At 36.6% G+C, this 16,297-nt stretch carries 16 protein-coding genes and 1 tRNA gene; all 17 read left to right on the top strand.

Features of this window, described 5'->3' with window-relative positions:
* Positions 1-16: 16 nt before the first annotated feature.
* The 17 genes from ylqF (at position 17) to HMPREF1140_RS07840 (ending at position 16,292) form a co-directional block, all read left to right on the top strand.
* Positions 17-856 carry a ribosome biogenesis GTPase YlqF gene (gene ylqF / locus HMPREF1140_RS07920; RefSeq protein WP_009663257.1) on the top strand — a complete coding sequence of 280 codons (840 nt, stop codon included), beginning with the start codon at positions 17-19 and terminating at the stop codon, positions 854-856.
* Between the two features lie 9 nt (positions 857-865).
* The gene (locus HMPREF1140_RS07915) at positions 866-1,510 is read left to right on the top strand and encodes a ribonuclease HII (protein WP_009663319.1); all 645 of its coding nucleotides are present in this window, start codon (positions 866-868) and stop codon (positions 1,508-1,510) included.
* Positions 1,503-1,844: a YraN family protein gene (locus HMPREF1140_RS07910; protein ID WP_009663403.1), complete on the top strand. Its 342-nt coding sequence runs from the start codon at positions 1,503-1,505 to the stop codon at positions 1,842-1,844. The genes HMPREF1140_RS07915 and HMPREF1140_RS07910 overlap by 8 nt, the downstream gene beginning before the upstream one ends.
* Positions 1,841-2,698, top strand: a complete 858-nt coding sequence (gene pgeF, locus HMPREF1140_RS07905; protein ID WP_009663195.1) for a peptidoglycan editing factor PgeF — start codon at positions 1,841-1,843, stop codon at positions 2,696-2,698. The genes HMPREF1140_RS07910 and pgeF overlap by 4 nt, the downstream gene beginning before the upstream one ends.
* A gap of 81 nt (positions 2,699-2,779) precedes the next feature.
* A complete protein-coding gene (locus HMPREF1140_RS07900) occupies positions 2,780-3,088 on the top strand; it encodes a hypothetical protein (RefSeq protein WP_009663248.1) in 309 nt (102 codons plus the stop codon).
* Between the two features lie 16 nt (positions 3,089-3,104).
* Positions 3,105-4,391: an aminotransferase gene (locus HMPREF1140_RS07895; RefSeq protein WP_009663328.1), complete on the top strand. Its 1,287-nt coding sequence runs from the start codon at positions 3,105-3,107 to the stop codon at positions 4,389-4,391.
* A complete protein-coding gene (locus tag HMPREF1140_RS07890; protein WP_009663317.1) occupies positions 4,391-6,028 on the top strand; it encodes an ABC-F family ATP-binding cassette domain-containing protein in 1,638 nt (545 codons plus the stop codon). The genes HMPREF1140_RS07895 and HMPREF1140_RS07890 overlap by 1 nt, the downstream gene beginning before the upstream one ends.
* Positions 6,009-6,797 (top strand): exodeoxyribonuclease III, encoded by a 789-nt coding sequence (locus HMPREF1140_RS07885; RefSeq protein WP_034211461.1) that lies wholly within the window; start codon positions 6,009-6,011, stop codon positions 6,795-6,797. The genes HMPREF1140_RS07890 and HMPREF1140_RS07885 overlap by 20 nt, the downstream gene beginning before the upstream one ends.
* A 25-nt stretch (positions 6,798-6,822) precedes the next feature.
* Positions 6,823-8,622 carry a type II secretory pathway glycosidase gene (locus tag HMPREF1140_RS07880; RefSeq protein WP_009663192.1) on the top strand — a complete coding sequence of 600 codons (1,800 nt, stop codon included), beginning with the start codon at positions 6,823-6,825 and terminating at the stop codon, positions 8,620-8,622.
* On the top strand, positions 8,619-9,311 hold the full coding sequence (locus HMPREF1140_RS07875) for a hypothetical protein (RefSeq protein WP_009663264.1): 693 nt from the start codon (positions 8,619-8,621) through the stop codon (positions 9,309-9,311). The genes HMPREF1140_RS07880 and HMPREF1140_RS07875 overlap by 4 nt, the downstream gene beginning before the upstream one ends.
* A gap of 178 nt (positions 9,312-9,489) precedes the next feature.
* Positions 9,490-11,118, top strand: a complete 1,629-nt coding sequence (locus tag HMPREF1140_RS07870) for an extracellular solute-binding protein (protein WP_009663171.1) — start codon at positions 9,490-9,492, stop codon at positions 11,116-11,118.
* 58 nt (positions 11,119-11,176) lie between these two features.
* On the top strand, positions 11,177-12,094 hold the full coding sequence (locus HMPREF1140_RS07865; RefSeq protein ID WP_009663237.1) for an ABC transporter permease: 918 nt from the start codon (positions 11,177-11,179) through the stop codon (positions 12,092-12,094).
* A 9-nt stretch (positions 12,095-12,103) separates the two neighbouring features.
* Entirely contained in the window at positions 12,104-12,985 is an 882-nt protein-coding gene (locus HMPREF1140_RS07860) for a carbohydrate ABC transporter permease (RefSeq protein ID WP_009663341.1), read from the top strand.
* Between the two features lie 3 nt (positions 12,986-12,988).
* Positions 12,989-14,710, top strand: a complete 1,722-nt coding sequence (locus HMPREF1140_RS07855) for a heparinase II/III domain-containing protein (protein ID WP_009663402.1) — start codon at positions 12,989-12,991, stop codon at positions 14,708-14,710.
* A gap of 58 nt (positions 14,711-14,768) precedes the next feature.
* Positions 14,769-14,840 (top strand) — tRNA-Gln (locus HMPREF1140_RS07850).
* Positions 14,841-14,909: 69 nt separating this feature from the next.
* Positions 14,910-15,557 (top strand): gamma-glutamyl-gamma-aminobutyrate hydrolase family protein, encoded by a 648-nt coding sequence (locus tag HMPREF1140_RS07845; RefSeq protein ID WP_009663367.1) that lies wholly within the window; start codon positions 14,910-14,912, stop codon positions 15,555-15,557.
* Between the two features lie 24 nt (positions 15,558-15,581).
* A complete protein-coding gene (locus HMPREF1140_RS07840) occupies positions 15,582-16,292 on the top strand; it encodes an acyl-[acyl-carrier-protein] thioesterase (protein ID WP_009663260.1) in 711 nt (236 codons plus the stop codon).
* Positions 16,293-16,297: the final 5 nt, after the last annotated feature.

The raw sequence follows: 16,297 nt of genomic DNA, 5'->3' as shown, positions 1-16,297 counted from the left end.
TATGAAAGGATAGTTTATGAAGATACAATGGTACCCGGGTCATATGACTAAGGCAAAAAGAGCCATGTCGGATGCTATAAAACTTGTGGATATTATTATAGAGATGACGGATGCCAGAGCACCTGAGGCTACAAGAAATCCGGAAATTATGGAACTTGGATCCAATAAGTCCAGAATTATTATATTAAATAAAGCCGATCTCTCCGATGAGAGTGCGAACAACAGATGGGCAAGCCATTATAAGGAGCAGGGTTATGAGTGCATGTTTATGGACTCCAGAAAGAAAAACGGAGTAAATGTTTTGATAAAGGCTATAGAGAATGTTTCAAAGGATAAGAGAGAAAGAGACGCCAAGAGAGGAATTAAAAACAGACCTGTAAGAGCAATGGTGGCAGGTATTCCGAATGTCGGCAAGTCAACACTTATAAACTCGGTTTCAGGTAGAGCAATGGCAAAGACCGGAAATAAGCCGGGAGTAACTAAGGGAAATCAGTGGATAAAACTTAAAGGTCAGATAGAACTTTTGGATACTCCGGGAATACTTTGGCCAAAGTTTGAAGATGAAAACATCGGAGAGATGATTGCATTTATCGGCTCTATAAACGATATGATCATAGATATTAGAGAGCTGGGGCTTGAACTTATTAAATGGTTTATAAAGAATAAGCCTGAGATACTTACAGAAAGATTTGAGATGGAAGACGGTGATGATGAAAATGCCGTTTTAATAAAAATAGCAAACTTAAGAGGTTGTACAAAGAAGGGCAATGAGCTTGACTATGATAAGGCCGCAGGTATCTTTGTAAATGAGTTCAGGTCGGGAAAACTTGGAAGAATTACATTACAAATGCCGTAGGGAAACAGGATGAGGAAAATAAGTGAAGAAAAACTTGCCCTTGAGAGAGTAAGACTTGAGGGCATGAGAGAATTTGAAAATAAATACAGCGATTTAGCATATGTGGCAGGTATAGACGAGGCAGGAAGAGGGCCGCTTGCAGGTCCTGTGGTGGCAGCAGCGGTAATTTTACCGAAGGATATATTCCTTCCTTTTTTAAATGATTCCAAAAAGGTGACGGAAAAAAGAAGAGATGTTTTATTTGATGAAATAAAGCAAAACGCCATAGCATACGGTATAGGTATTGCTTCAAATACTTTGATAGATGAGATAAATATATTACAGGCTACTTATGAGGCAATGAGAGAGGCTATAAATGCACTGGAAAAAACACCTGATGTTTTACTGGTGGATGCCGTACATATACCTGATATAAATATAAAGCAGGTGGGTATAGTAAAAGGAGATGCCAAGAGTGTAAATATAGCTGCAGCAAGTATACTTGCAAAGGTCACCAGAGACAGGATTATGGTAGAGTATGATAAAATTTATCCGGAGTACGGCTTTGCATCAAACAAGGGTTACGGTACGGCAACACATATAGCGGCTTTAAAGGAAGTAGGACCATGTGCTATACACAGAAAATCATTTATAGGAAATTTTGTAAGTGAATAAAAGAGGAATAGGAAACAAGGGGGAGGCAATTGCTGCCTCTTTTCTTGAAAATAACGGGATTGTAATACTTGAAAGAAACTACCAAAACAGATTCGGTGAGATAGATATTATCGCCAGAGAAGGAAATGTATTATTATTTATAGAAGTAAAGTACAGGAAAGATGAAAGCTTCGGATATCCGCTTGAGTCTGTAGGATATTTTAAGCAACAGAAAATAAGAAAACTTGCAAGGTACTATCTTAATGAAAAGCATTATTTCATGCACAGTATAAGATTTGACTGTATAGGAATAATGGGCGAGAAGATAGACTGGATAAAAGGAGCATTTTATTGAGTATAAAGATATTAAAAAAGAATGATAAAAATATTTTGAAACTGAAAAAGGCGGAAAACGGAGTGGAATATTTTTCGTTTGAAGCATTGGAAAAATATACCGAGCTTATTAACGGGTTTTCCACAAGGATAGGAGGAGTAAGTGAAGGACCTTATGCCTCCATGAATTTAAGCTTTAGCAGAGAGCCTGATAATAAAGAGGGTGTGCTTGAAAATTATAAAAGAATGGCAAAAGCCCTTGGCGTAAAAGAAGACAGTTTTGTGCTCTCATATCAGGAGCATTCCACCAATGTAAGAGTAGTGGATAAAAGTGATATGGGTAAGGGAGTATCGGTTGAAAGAGACTACAGAAATATTGACGGACTGATAACTGATGAGAGAGGCATTACCTTGGGAGCTTTTTTTGCAGACTGTATTCCGCTTTATTTTTATGACAAAGAAAAACAGGTGATAGGACTTGCGCATTCGGGGTGGAGAGGTACATGTAAGAAAATGGGTGCGGTAATGATAGATGAGATGGCAAAAAAATTCGGTACGGATGCAAAGGATGTAATTGCCTGTATAGGTCCGGGGATTTGTCAAGACTGCTATCAGGTAAGCGAAGATGTGTATGAAGAGTTTTCAAAAAACTTTAAAAGTGAAGATATCGAGAGTATTTTCAGAGAAGACGGAGAGGATCATTTCAGACTTTCACTTTGGAAAGCAAATGAAATAGTATTAAAAGAGGCGGGAGTTTTACCTGAGAATATATTTACATCAAATATTTGTACCGCCTGCAATCCGGATTTACTTTATTCCCATAGAATAATGGGAGATATAAGAGGAAATATGGCCGCATTTTTGGCGTTAAAATAAATTATTGTCTAACTGTAACCTTGGACTTGCTAAAAGTCGATAAAGTAATTATACTGTTAATATTTGAATAAAGGAGGCTATATGGAAGATTTTTTCAAGAAGTTAAGCATATATGGAAGTATTGCTAAAGAAGAAGGACAGAAAATAGCACAGAATGCTTTAAATAAGGGCAGAGAAATTGCCGATATTACAAAGCTCAAAAGAGACATAAAGATAGAAGAGGATATTATAAAGTCCTACAAAATGGTTATAGGAGAGTATGTAGCAGCCAATGATCTTTTAAAAGATGATGAGCTGGTATTTGATCAGAGATCAAAGATACTTGAATGCCAAAAGAAATTAGATGAGTTGAATGCAAAGCTTGAAGAAATGAGCAAAAGCAATAGATAGGTATAAGGAGAATATGATGAAACCATACGCAGAATTGACAAAAGAGGAACTTTTGGAGCTTAAGAAAAGCTTGAAGGCTGAATATAAGGCAATGCAAAACAGAGACTTAAAGCTTGATATGAGTAGAGGAAAGCCTTCACAGGAGCAGCTTGATATCTCTATGGGACTTATGGATGTACTTACATCAGATAAGGACCTTATGAGCGAGAACGGTTCGGATTGCAGAAACTACGGTGTACTTGACGGTATCCCTGAGGCAAAGGAACTTATGGGTGATATGATGGAGGTTCCTGCAGATAACCTTATTATCTATGGAAACTCAAGTCTTAATGTAATGTATGACTGTATTTCAAGATCATATACTCATGGAGTAATGGGCTCTACACCTTGGTGTAAGCTTGACAAGATAAAATTCCTTTGTATAGTACCCGGTTATGACAGACATTTTGCAATAACTGAGTATTTCGGATTTGAGAATGTATGCGTACCTATGCTTGAGAGCGGTCCCGATATGGATATGATAGAGGAGCTTGTACAAAAAGATGATTCCATAAAGGGAATCTGGTGTGTACCGAAGTATTCAAACCCTACAGGAAACTCATACTCTGACGAAGTTGTAAGAAGATTTGCAAGATTAAAGCCGGCAGCTAAGGATTTCAGAATTTACTGGGATAATGCATATACAATTCACCATCTCTATGATCTTGATCAGGATCATCTTATAGAGATTTTGGCTGAGTGTAAGAGAGCGGGAAATCCGGACCTTGTGTATAAGTTTGCTTCAACATCTAAGGTTACATTCCCGGGTTCAGGTATTGCGGCACTTGCCACATCACATAACAACCTTGAGGATATTAAAAACCAGTTAAAGAATCAGACAATCGGTCATGACAAGGTAAATCAGCTCAGACATGTAAGATATTTTAAGGATATTCACGGTATGGTAGAGCATATGAGAAAGCATGCCGACTCACTCAGACCTAAGTTTGAGATGGTAATAGATACACTTGAAAAAGAGCTTGGCGGTCTTGGTATAGCAAGCTGGACAAAGCCGAAGGGCGGATACTTTATCTCTTTTGATACAATGGACGGATGCGCAAAGGAAGTTGTATCAAAATGTAAAAAAGCAGGTGTTGTAATGACAGGTGCAGGAGCTACATTCCCTGGTGGAAAAGATCCTGATGATAAGAATATTCGTATCGCTCCTTCATTCCCGCCTGTAGCGGATTTGGAGATAGCCGCAAACCTTCTGTGTCTATGTACAAAGATGGCGGCAGTTGATAAACTCTTAGGAGAATTATAATGATTAGTGCAAATGGAATAACCCTCAGATTAGGGAAGAAAGCCCTTTTTGAAGATGTTAATATAAAATTTACACCGGGTAACTGCTATGGACTTATAGGTGCAAACGGTGCGGGAAAGTCAACATTCCTTAAGATACTCTCAGGACAGATAGAACCTACAAACGGTGATATAGTAATAACACCGGGAGAGAGACTTTCATTCTTGGAGCAGGACCATTTCAAATATGATACATATACTGTTTTGGATACAGTAATAATGGGAAATGCAAGACTGTATGAGATAATGAAGGAAAAAGATGCAATATATGCAAAGCCTGACTTTACCGAAGAAGACGGTATAAAGGCGGCTGACCTTGAAGGTGAGTTTGCAAATATGAACGGTTGGGAGGCCGAATCCGATGCGGCGGCACTTCTGAACGGACTTGGAGTCGATACGGAACATCACTATACACTGATGAGTGATATGCCGTCAAACCTTAAGGTGAAGGTACTTCTTGCAAAGGCACTCTTCGGTAATCCTGATATACTCTTACTTGACGAGCCTACAAACCACCTTGATTTGGATGCTATTGCCTGGCTTGAAGAGTTCCTTATAAACTTTGAAAACACAATTATAGTTGTATCTCATGACAGATATTTCCTTAATAAAGTCTGTACAATGATTGCAGATATTGACTATGGCAAGATACAGCTCTATGCCGGAAACTACGATTTCTGGTATGAGTCAAGTCAGCTTATGGTTCGCCAGATGAAGGAAGCCAACAGAAAGAAAGAAGAAAAGATCAAGGAGTTGCAGGAATTTATCCAAAGATTCTCTGCAAATGCTTCAAAATCAAAGCAGGCTACATCCAGAAAGAGAGCTTTGGAAAAAATCGAGCTTGATGATATTAAGCCTTCTTCAAGAAAATATCCATATATCGACTTCAGGCCTGCAAGAGAGATAGGTAATGAAGTTCTTACAGTTGAGAATCTTTCAAAGACTATCGACGGAGAGAAGATACTTGATAATATCAGCTTTGTGTTAAACAGAGAGGATAAGGTAGCACTTGTAGGACCTAATGAGAAGGCAAAGACTGTACTTTTTAAAATCCTTGCAGGAGAGATGGAGCCTGACAGTGGAAGCTATAAATGGGGTCTTACCACTACACAGAGCTATTTCCCTAAGGATAATACAAAGGATTTCTCGGGTGATGAGACAATAGTTGACTGGCTTACAGGATATTCTGAGATAAAGGATGCTACATATGTAAGGGGCTTCCTTGGAAGAATGCTCTTTGCAGGTGAAGACGGTGTAAAGAAAGTGAATGTACTCTCAGGAGGAGAGAAGGTTCGTTGCATGCTCTCAAAGCTTATGATAAGCGGAGCAAATGTACTTATACTTGACGAGCCTACCGACCACCTTGATATGGAGTCTATTACAGCACTCAATACAGGACTTGAAAAGTTCAAGGGTGTACTTATTTTCTCATCAAGAGATCATCAGGTAGTTCAGACTACTGCAAACAGAATTATGGAGATCATTAACGGAAGTCTTATAGACAAGATTACAACCTATGATGAATACCTTGAGTCTGATGAGATGGCAAGAAAGAGATTTACATATACAGTTTCAGCAGATGAAGAGAGTGATGATTGATATGGCAAGTACAAAGAAAATGATTTCATGGAATGTCAACGGACTTAGAGCCGCTGTTACCAAGGGATTCTTAGACTTCTTTAGAGATATTGATGCCGATATTTTTTGCATACAGGAGTCAAAGCTCTCAGAAGGTCAAATAGAGCTTGATTTGCCGGGATATTATGACTATTGGAACTATGCGCAAAAAAAAGGTTACTCCGGTGTAGCTGTTTTTACAAAAGATAAGCCACTAAATGTAACTTACGGCATCGGTATAGAGGAACATGATAATGAAGGAAGAGTTATTACGGCGGAGTATGAGGACTTTTATCTTATCACCTGCTATACTCCAAACTCTCAAAGGGGCCTTACAAGACTTGACTACAGAATGACTTGGGAGGATGCTTTCCTCTCCTATATCTTAAAGCTTGAAGAAAAAAAGCCGGTAATATTCTGTGGTGATTTGAATGTTGCTCATAAAGAGATAGATTTGAAGAATCCTAAGACCAATAGGAAAAATGCCGGATTTACAGATGAGGAAAGAGGCAAGATGGATGTTATTTTGACCTCAGGCTTTTGTGACAGCTTCAGAGTACTGTATCCGGATAAAACGGATGCTTACTCATGGTGGTCCTACATGGGCGGTGCAAGAGCAAAGAATGTCGGTTGGCGTATTGACTATTTTATAGTTTCTGATAAATTAAAAGATAGAATAAAGGAAGCTAAGATACATAGTGATATCTTAGGTTCGGATCATTGTCCGGTAGAACTGGATATCGAAATATAAATATATAATTTAAAGGAGGTGCGTTATGGTAGTTCAGAAGGAGAGAGGTAGAAGTTATTCTTATCCGCTTGGTATAACTGTGACGCCCTCTTATTTTTGTGTAAAGGTTATAAGAAAATGTGAACGACTTTATTTAAACCTTTATGAAAGAAATGAAGAAGCTCCTGTAGAAAGAATAGAGTTTCCTAAGGAATCAAGAATAGGAGATGTGTGGTTTTTACAGATAAATACACGTCTTAAGAAAACTTTTGAGTATGCTCTTGAAGATGAAAAAGGACTTTTTCCGGATGAATACGGTAAATGTTTTTCAGGTAGAGACAGTTTCGGTAAAACAAGCCTTATGGATAATCCAAGAAGATGTCCGGTATTTATAAGTGAATTTGATATGGAGAATGATCTTGAAAATAACTTGGATAATAAAACTTTGGATGAAGCATTTATTTACAGGCTTCATATAAGAGGTTTTACAAAATCAAACAGCTCAAAGGTTGTGGACAAGGGTACATTTAAAGGACTTATAAGTAAGGTAGACTACTTAAAAGACCTTGGCGTGGATTTTGTGGATATAATGCCTGCTACCGAATTTGATGAATTTATAAGAGTCGGTGGAAGCTGGATTTCTCTTTTTGATAAGGAGAAGAAGGTAAAACAGGAAAAAATCAGAATAAACTATTGGGGATACGCAAACAGTTTAAACTTTGCACCTAAGGCTAGCTTTTCTACAAGAAAAAACAGAAATCCTGTAAATGAATATAAGCTTATGGTGAAATCTCTGCATGAAGCAGGTATCGGAGTTATACAGGAATTTTTCTTTGCCAAGAAGAATATCAGCTATATAATTGATGTATTAAGATACTGGAAAATAGAATATCATATAGACGGTTTTCATCTCACAGGAGTTGACTACTGTGAGGATATTGTAAAAGATCCTTATCTTCTTGAGTGCAAATTTATCTTTACAAATAAGATATATGAAAGTAAGAACAAAAACATTATCTCTATGGATTATGATTATATGAATAATATGAGAAAATATCTGAAGGGTGATGAGGGAATGGTTCCTTTCGTTGCGAATGTGATTGCAGATAAGAGTAATTATATGAATTTTATTGCAGATATCAACGGATTTTCATTTGCTGATATATACAGATATGATTATAAGCATAATGAAGACAATGGAGAGGACAATGCAGACGGATCAAATATGAACTTCTCCTGGAACTGCGGATTTGAGGGTGATACCAAAAAAACTCAGGTGCTTAATCTAAGAAAAAGGATGTATTTGAATGCGGTTTTACTTTTGATGATATCAAAAGGTACTCCATGTATATGCAGCGGCGATGAGGTACTACAGTCAAAGAACGGAAATAATAATACATACTGTCAGGACAATGATATAAGCTATTTCAATTGGAAGCTCGTAAACAAGAATAAGGATTTTCTTGACTTTGTAAGGGCTATGCTTGAATTCAGAAGAGAGTATATTTTGGGTGGGGAAAAGTCGAAAACCTCTGTTCACGGTATGCAGGTGTGGAAACCGGATTTTGAATACTATAACAGACAGATGGGAATACTTATAGAAGGAAAACAGGATATATATATTATCTTAAATATGCATTGGGACAGACATGAGTTTTCTCTTCCTACTATAAAGAGGGGAAGCTCTTGGAAGATATTGGTAAATACGGATGATATAAATACTCCTTTTAAGAAAGAAGCTGTAAATACAAAAGACCAAAGAAAGATATCGGTTGAAGGCAGAAGCTGTATGGTACTTATTGCCGAAGAAGATAAAAAGGCGGATGTAAGAAAGAAGAAGGTATGAATGTAATTATTATAGCGGCAGTTGCGGTAGCGACAATAACGGTTTCTCTAATGATGAATATATCAAGGCCTAAGAGTTCCGAGGATGATATGGCTGAATACTCAAAGTCTAAAGAGGATAAAAAAGAGTTTTCAAAGCCAAGCCTTAAAAAGGGATTTCAGGAAGAGGCAAGTGTAAAATGCATGGTTGCAAATGCCACATGTTCCCGTTTAAAATATATGGATTTTAAAGGCGATATTTATGATGTGAAGTATGACGGTAAAAATGTTAACATCGAAAGAGAAACCGAAAAAGATGATACATTAAAGGATTATAAGATAGAAAAAGCCTATATGCAGGGAGGTTTTTCTCTTATAGAGGGCAATGAAACAGCCGAGAGAATAAATAACTTCAATCAAAATATGAAGCATATAAGGGTTTATGATAAAGACGACAATGAGTATAAGTCCATAACCTTTAAACAGGGTATAAATGATTTTGTCGATATAAAAACTCTTGATGAACTGTGCGACTTTTTGAAAAAAGAAGTTCCACAGGGCGGTATTGTTTTAGATAAACTTGTAAAAATAGGATTCGGAAAGAGAAACTTGTGGACAACCTTCAGCTATGATTACGGGGACGGCAGAAGTAAAGTTATAAAAAAAGATGATACCCTGAAGTTTGAAGATTTGTTTGAAAGATGGGAATAAAGAGAAGTCACAAAAGTTGAAGCTTTTGTGACTTTTTTAGTGGGATAACATTGATAAAAATTATACAATAATTATTAAATTTAAATATATATTTATAAAAATTGGGTTGAAAAGCATAATGTTTTCATATAAAATAGAGATAAATAATTAAATATCGTAACAAAATTAAGGAGGGAATATGAGAAAGAGCTTAAGAAATTTAGGCAGTTTGTTATTGGTATGTAGTTTGGTCGGCATGAGTTTGACAGGTTGTTCACAGAAAGCGGAGGAAAAGACGGCAAGTGATACTGCGAGTGAGGCGGTAGCAGAGAACAAAGAGTTCTCTTATCCTATGAAAACAGATAAGACATTGACTTATTGGATTCCACTTAATGTCAATGTTTCGGCTAATTACGGAAATCTTGGAGAAACCGATTTTTATAAAAATCTGCACGAGCAATCCGGAATTGCTGTAGAGTACAAGCATCCTGCACTTGGTCAGGAAAAAGAGCAGTTCAATCTTATGCTGCTGGATGAGGAGTTACCCGATATTGTAGAATGGGAGTGGTTCGGATATGAAGGCGGACCGCAAAAGGCTATTGATGACGGTGTAATAATTCCTTTGAATGATGTATTTGACAAGTATTGCCCGAATATAAAGGCATATTTAAAGGATCATCCGGATGTGGACAAAATGATAAGAACAGACAATGGTGATTATTACTGCTTCCCGTTTATAAGAGGCGGAGACCTTCTGCTTACAAGTATGGGACCGATGCTTAGAGGTGACTGGCTTGATGAACTTGGTCTTGAAGTACCGAAGACCGTGGATGAATGGGAAACAGTGCTTACAGCTTTCAAAGAGAAAAAGGGGGCTACAGGAGCATTTGCCTACTGGTATTCAGTACCGGATCTTACAAACAACAATCCTTTTGCCTGTGCATATGGTGCAAGAAGAACATTCTATTTAAAGGACGGTAAGATTGTATACGGTGCTATAGAAGATTCATATAAAAATTATCTTCAAAAGATGAGTGAGTGGATGAAGGCCGGACTTTTAGATCCGGATCTTGCAACACTTACAAACGATCAGGTAGCGGCAAAGATAACAAGCGGAGCAGCAGGTGCATCATTTGCCTGGGGCGGCAGCGGCATGGGAAACTGGACTAAGGCCGGAAAAGAGACAAATCCTGATTTCAGACTTGTCGGAGCGCCATATCCTACACTGGAAGCAGGACAGAAACCTGAAATGGGACAAAGAGATAATTTCTATCCGGGCGGACTTGGATGTGCGGCAATTACAACAAGCTGTAAGGATGTGGAAGTGGCAGCAAGACTCTTGGATTACGGATACAGTGAAGCCGGACATGTGCTTTTTAATTTCGGTAAAGAGGGAGTGAGCTATGAGATGAAAGACGGCAAGTATACATATACAGACCTCTTACTCAATAATCCGAATATGTCTATAACTCATTCTATGGCAGGACATGTAAGAGCAAATTATAACGGACCTTTTGTTCAGGATGAAGAATACATACTACAGTATTTCTCACTGGATGAACAAAAAGAGGCACTAAAGCTTTGGTCGGATACAAATATGAAGAAGTATACAATACCGCCTATAACTCCTAACGCGGAAGAGAGTAAGGAGATAGCAAGAATAATGACTGAAGTAAATACATATAGAGATGAATGTACATTAAAGTTTATTCTTGGAACTATGGATATGTCTGAATGGGACAATTATGTAAGTACAATAAAGTCAATGGGAATTGACAAGGTATTGGAAATGGAGAATGCGGCATTGGAAAGATATAATGCAAGATAGTAAAATATGATATTTGACAGGCCGATGCTTTTTTGCATCGGCTTGCAAAGGTGATAATATGAAGAATACGATATTTTCTAAAATAAAAAAAGATTTAAAACTGAATAAAAGTTTGTATATTTTAGTTCTACCGGTTTTGATATTTTATATTATATTTCACTATAAACCAATGTATGGTGCGGTTATTGCATTTATGGACTACAATCCGAGACTTGGAATAAAGGGAAGTGAATGGGTAGGTTTTGCGCAGTTCATAAGATTTTTTAACAGCCCGTATTTTGTAAGAATACTGAGAAATACAGTTTTATTGAGCGTATACGGAATTATCTTCGGATTTCCCGCACCTATAATACTTGCGCTGCTTTTAAATGAATTGAAACAAAAGAAGTTTAAAAAGACTGTTCAGACAGCAACATATTTGACGCATTTTATTTCATTGGTTGTGGTAACCGGAATTATAAAAGAGTTTACACAAAGCACCGGACTTATAAATGATATAATTGAGTTTTTCGGCGGTACAAGAACATCGCTTATTCAAAATCCTGCACTTTACAGGACAATATATATCACCTCTGATATATGGCAGGAAATAGGTTGGGGTTCAATAATATATCTGGCGGCATTGTCAGGTATAGATGAGCAACTGTATGAGGCGGCATCTATAGACGGTGCAAACAGATGGGATAAACTTTTACATGTTACTTTGCCGGGAATAAGCACAACTATAATTATTATGCTTATATTAAGGCTTGGTCAAATCCTTGGATCAAGCTATGAAAAGACAATACTTTTATATAATGAGGCAACTTATGAAACAGCGGATGTTATTGCCTCATATATTTACAGAGTGGGTATATTAGAGAGAAACTGGAGTTATTCAACAGCAATAGGTCTGTTTAATTCAGGTATAAATTTTATATTCCTGCTGGTGGCAAATAAACTGAGTAAAAAAATCAGTGAAACAAGTCTGTGGTAAGGAGGGATAATGAAAAAGAAAAATTCTAATTCATTCAGTATATTTAATCTGTTTAATATATGTATTTTATCCATACTTGCTTTGTTATGTATATATCCCATATGGTATGTTCTGACGGCTTCTCTATCAAACGGAAATCTGATCATGCAGCACAGCGGTTTACTTTTGCTCCCGATAAAGCCGAATATAGCGGCATATATTGCGGTGTTTAAAAATAAAATGATTTTATCAGGTTATTTGAATACTATAAAAATTCTTATTATAAGTTTGATATTGCAAATAACAATGACATCAATAGGAGCTTACTTCTTTTCAAGAGAGAGAGTATTATTCAAGAAGCCTTTGATGTTTATTATCACTCTGACTATGTTTATAAGCGGCGGAATGATACCTTTTTATCAAAACTTAAGATCATTACATTTGATGAACAGCCATTGGGGGCTTATTCTTCCTTTTATGATAAGTACCTACAATATGATTATTTTAAAGACATCATTTGAAAGTATACCGAAGTCACTCAGTGAGGCTGCAAGAATAGACGGAGCAGGACATATAAGAATTCTGTTTTCAATAGTATTGCCGCTTTCAAAGCCCGTACTTGCGGTTATGCTTTTATACTACGGTGTAGGTGTATGGAACGGATGGTTTTGGGCTTCCACAATACTTACAGACAGATCCATGTATCCGCTTCAGGTTATACTTAGAGAGATACTTTTATCAAATGATACTTCGGTTATGACACAGGGAGTATCTTCAGGAGATTTGGAAGCGGTGGGAGCAACGATAAGGTATGCGACCGTTATCGTTGCAACTTTGCCGATACTATGTGCATATCCTTTCTTACAAAAGTATTTTACAAAGGGTATTATGATAGGTGCAGTGAAAGAATAAATTATGAAATATTTTGAAGCAATAAGAATACATTTTGAAGAATTTAAGAGGGATATAGAAAACTATAGCAGGGAATTATTGTATAAAGAGTTACCTGTACTTAGTGATGAAGATTTTTTACTGTATGAACAGACCGGAAACAGACTTATATATGAAAAACTATATTTTGAGAGAAGAAAATTTTTGAATGTATTCTTCTTTGTCACATTATGGCATAAGGAAAAGATATATATAAAAAAGCTTGAAGAGATAATATACACAATATGTAAAGAAGATACATGGGCTTTGCCTGCACATGTTGATATGAGTAAAGACGACAGAAAGTATACAATAGATTTATTTGCGGCTGAAACTGCGCAGGCCCTGTCATGTATATACCATTATTTGGGTAAGATATTATCTGAGGAATGTACGGACATTATAAAAGAAAATGTGTGGAATAGGATAATAAAACCTTATGTGGAAAGCGAATACGGATATCACAGATGGGAAAACCTGGATAACAACTGGATTTCCGTATGTGCATCAAGTATAGGCAGCGCTGTATTGTATCTGCCTGATGATAAAGGTATAAGAGATAAAATACTTGACAGAGTCAAACTTTGTCTGGACAAATATATCGGAGGATTCAGTGAAGACGGTGTATGTCTTGAGGGGATGAGCTATTTTACATATGGTATGGAATATTTTTTCGGCTTTGCAAGGCAGCTGTATGAATATACGGATGGTGAAAAAAACTTGTATACCGATAAGAGACTTGAAAATATTGTATTGTTTCAGCAAAACTGCTTTTTACCGGGTGGTAACACTATAAGTTTTTCCGACGGCTTGGCCAATGACAGATTCAGACTTGGACTCAGTTGCTTTTTAAAGAGTAAATTTAAGGGCTTTGAAATTCCACCTATAGATTTTGCTATGAAATTTGACACTGATAGTTGCTATAGATTTATGGCAAATCTTCAAGATGATTTATGGGTGAGTGAATTTTTAGAAGATAAAAAAAATGAAGAGCACATAAAAAAAGATGAGTACAAATTTATCCTTTATAAGGAAGCACAGTGGGCTGTATGGAATAGTGGTGATACCGGATTGGCGCTTAAAGGTGGAAACAATAATGAGCCTCATAATCACAATGATATCGGAAGTTTTATACTAAGCTATGCCGGAGAAATATTCCTTACAGATCTTGGATGTGGTGAGTATACAAAGGATTATTTTAAAGATGATACAAGGTATAAAATATTTAATAACAGAAGTATTTCGCATAATGTACCTCTTATAAACGGCAAGGAGCAAAAAGCGGGTGACAAATATAAATGTTCAAGTTTTGAATCGCCAAAAGTCGGACAGGTTAAAATGTCTTATGCAAAGGCTTATGGTTTTGAGAATATTAAACTTTACAGGAATGTGGAATGCTACAGTCATGATAAGTATATTGTTATAGAGGATATATTGGAAAGCCGCTCTGAGAAATACAGTTTAACTGAAAATCTGGTGACAAATATAAAGCCTGAAATTAAAGACAACAGAATCCTTTTACATGGAAAAAGGGCATTGCTATGTATAGATGTAGAAAATAAAAGAAATATAAATATAAATGAAGTATGTTTCAGTAACCACAACGGTGTGGAAGAGAGAGTATGGCAGATACAGTTTGACTGCGAAACTAAGGATGACAATTGTCGTATTGAGCTTAAGTTAAGTTTTCACAAAAAAATTAAGTAAGTTTTCAATTTACTATTGACAAAACTGACCTGATAGAGTATCCTATTAAAGTCAGTTTTGGGTTATCGCCAAATGGTAAGGCACTGGACTCTGACTCCAGCATTTCTAGGTTCGAATCCTAGTAGCCCAGCTTTTACAACTCCCATTCAAACAAAGATGTTTGTGGGAGTTTTTTAGTATATACAGACGAGGATTTTTTATGAAGAAGGTAGCACTTGCAGGGACTGAAAGCTTGACAAATTATATAGATGCATTAAAAGAAAACGATATAGAAGTTATCGCAACTCTTGATGTGGATGAAGCCATAAAATGTGACGGTTTGCTTCTTCCCGGTGGTGGAGATATAGATCCTGTTTACTATGGTGAAGAAATGAACGGATCAGACGAGCCTGATAGAGAGCTTGACAAAGCACAAAGAGATATTTTGGATGCATTTGTAAAGGCAAAAAAGCCTATCTTAGGCATTTGCAGAGGTATGCAGCTTATAAATATATACTTTGGCGGAAGTTTACATCAGGATCTTGTAACAAGAGATATCCATACAAGAAAAAATGATAATGACAGCATACACAGTGTAAAAAGTGTAGAAGAAGGAAATTTGTTTGAAAAATTTTACGGTAAAACTTTCAATATAAACTCCGCACATCACCAAGGCGCAAAAAAACTCGGGAAAGGACTGAAAGAGGTTTTACGCTCCGAGGACGGAGTATGTGAAGCCGTTATACATGAAGAATTACCGATTATAGCTACACAGTTTCATCCTGAGAGAATGTCTTATAAACAAAGAAGAGATGATGCGGTAGTAGGTGAGGAAATTTTTGAGTATTTCAAATCTCTTTTAAAATAAGAGACTGTGAGGTAAGGTAGTCAAATGTATTCATTTAATGAAAGAATCAGATATAGTGAGTTGGGGGAGAATGGAGAGCTGTCTTTGGTAGGACTTTTGAATTTGTTTCAGGACTGTTCAACATTTCAATCCGAGGACCTTGGACTTGGAATAAAATATTTACAAGGAAAAAAGGAAGCCTGGTGGGTTAATTCCTGGCAGATAGATATAAGCAGATTGCCGGGGCTTGCACAAAAAGTGGAAGTAGGCACATTTGCCTACAACTTTAAAAGCTTTTACGGATATAGAAATTTCTTTTTAAAAGATGAAAACGGTGAGTTTTTGGTAAAAGCGGATTCCATATGGTTTCATTATGACTTGGACAATAAAAGACCTACCAAACCTACAGATGAAGCTTTAAAAAGATATTTGGCAGGAAACGAGAAACGCCTCGATATGACGGAGATTGTCAGAAAGTTTGATATACCGACAGAATATGAGCTTGGCAGTGAAATCGTGGTAAGTAAAAATGATTTGGATACAAATCATCATATGAATAATGCAGTATATGTAAGTAAAGCAAAAAATATTATTGAAGAAGATTTCAAAGTAAAAAAAATAAGCGTACAATACAAGAAGGCGGCCGTATTGAATGATGTGATTTTACCTAGAATTACAAAGAATGAAAATTCATATATTGTAAATCTGGCAGATCCAAATGGAGATACATATGCTATCGTCAGATTTGAATATTAAGGGGG

This window comes from Lachnoanaerobaculum sp. ICM7 (genome assembly GCF_000287675.1).
Classification (GTDB): Bacteria; Bacillota; Clostridia; order Lachnospirales; family Lachnospiraceae; genus Lachnoanaerobaculum.
The sequence above is the reverse complement of the archived record's forward strand: the minus strand, read 5'-3'. Positions and strand labels throughout refer to the sequence as shown.

Excerpts from the sequence above, each read along its gene's own strand:
- ylqF (WP_009663257.1), top strand. The coding sequence starts at position 17 with ATGAAGATACAATGGTACCCGGGTCATATGACTAAGGCAAAAAGAGCC.
- HMPREF1140_RS07915 (WP_009663319.1), top strand. The coding sequence starts at position 866 with ATGAGGAAAATAAGTGAAGAAAAACTTGCCCTTGAGAGAGTAAGACTT.
- HMPREF1140_RS07900 (WP_009663248.1), top strand. The coding sequence starts at position 2,780 with ATGGAAGATTTTTTCAAGAAGTTAAGCATATATGGAAGTATTGCTAAA.
- HMPREF1140_RS07895 (WP_009663328.1), top strand. The coding sequence starts at position 3,105 with ATGAAACCATACGCAGAATTGACAAAAGAGGAACTTTTGGAGCTTAAG.
- HMPREF1140_RS07890 (WP_009663317.1), top strand. The coding sequence starts at position 4,391 with ATGATTAGTGCAAATGGAATAACCCTCAGATTAGGGAAGAAAGCCCTT.
- HMPREF1140_RS07885 (WP_034211461.1), top strand. The coding sequence starts at position 6,009 with ATGAAGAGAGTGATGATTGATATGGCAAGTACAAAGAAAATGATTTCA.
- HMPREF1140_RS07880 (WP_009663192.1), top strand. The coding sequence starts at position 6,823 with ATGGTAGTTCAGAAGGAGAGAGGTAGAAGTTATTCTTATCCGCTTGGT.
- HMPREF1140_RS07875 (WP_009663264.1), top strand. The coding sequence starts at position 8,619 with ATGAATGTAATTATTATAGCGGCAGTTGCGGTAGCGACAATAACGGTT.
- HMPREF1140_RS07870 (WP_009663171.1), top strand. The coding sequence starts at position 9,490 with ATGAGAAAGAGCTTAAGAAATTTAGGCAGTTTGTTATTGGTATGTAGT.
- HMPREF1140_RS07865 (WP_009663237.1), top strand. The coding sequence starts at position 11,177 with ATGAAGAATACGATATTTTCTAAAATAAAAAAAGATTTAAAACTGAAT.
- HMPREF1140_RS07860 (WP_009663341.1), top strand. The coding sequence starts at position 12,104 with ATGAAAAAGAAAAATTCTAATTCATTCAGTATATTTAATCTGTTTAAT.
- HMPREF1140_RS07855 (WP_009663402.1), top strand. The coding sequence starts at position 12,989 with ATGAAATATTTTGAAGCAATAAGAATACATTTTGAAGAATTTAAGAGG.
- HMPREF1140_RS07845 (WP_009663367.1), top strand. The coding sequence starts at position 14,910 with ATGAAGAAGGTAGCACTTGCAGGGACTGAAAGCTTGACAAATTATATA.
- HMPREF1140_RS07840 (WP_009663260.1), top strand. The coding sequence starts at position 15,582 with ATGTATTCATTTAATGAAAGAATCAGATATAGTGAGTTGGGGGAGAAT.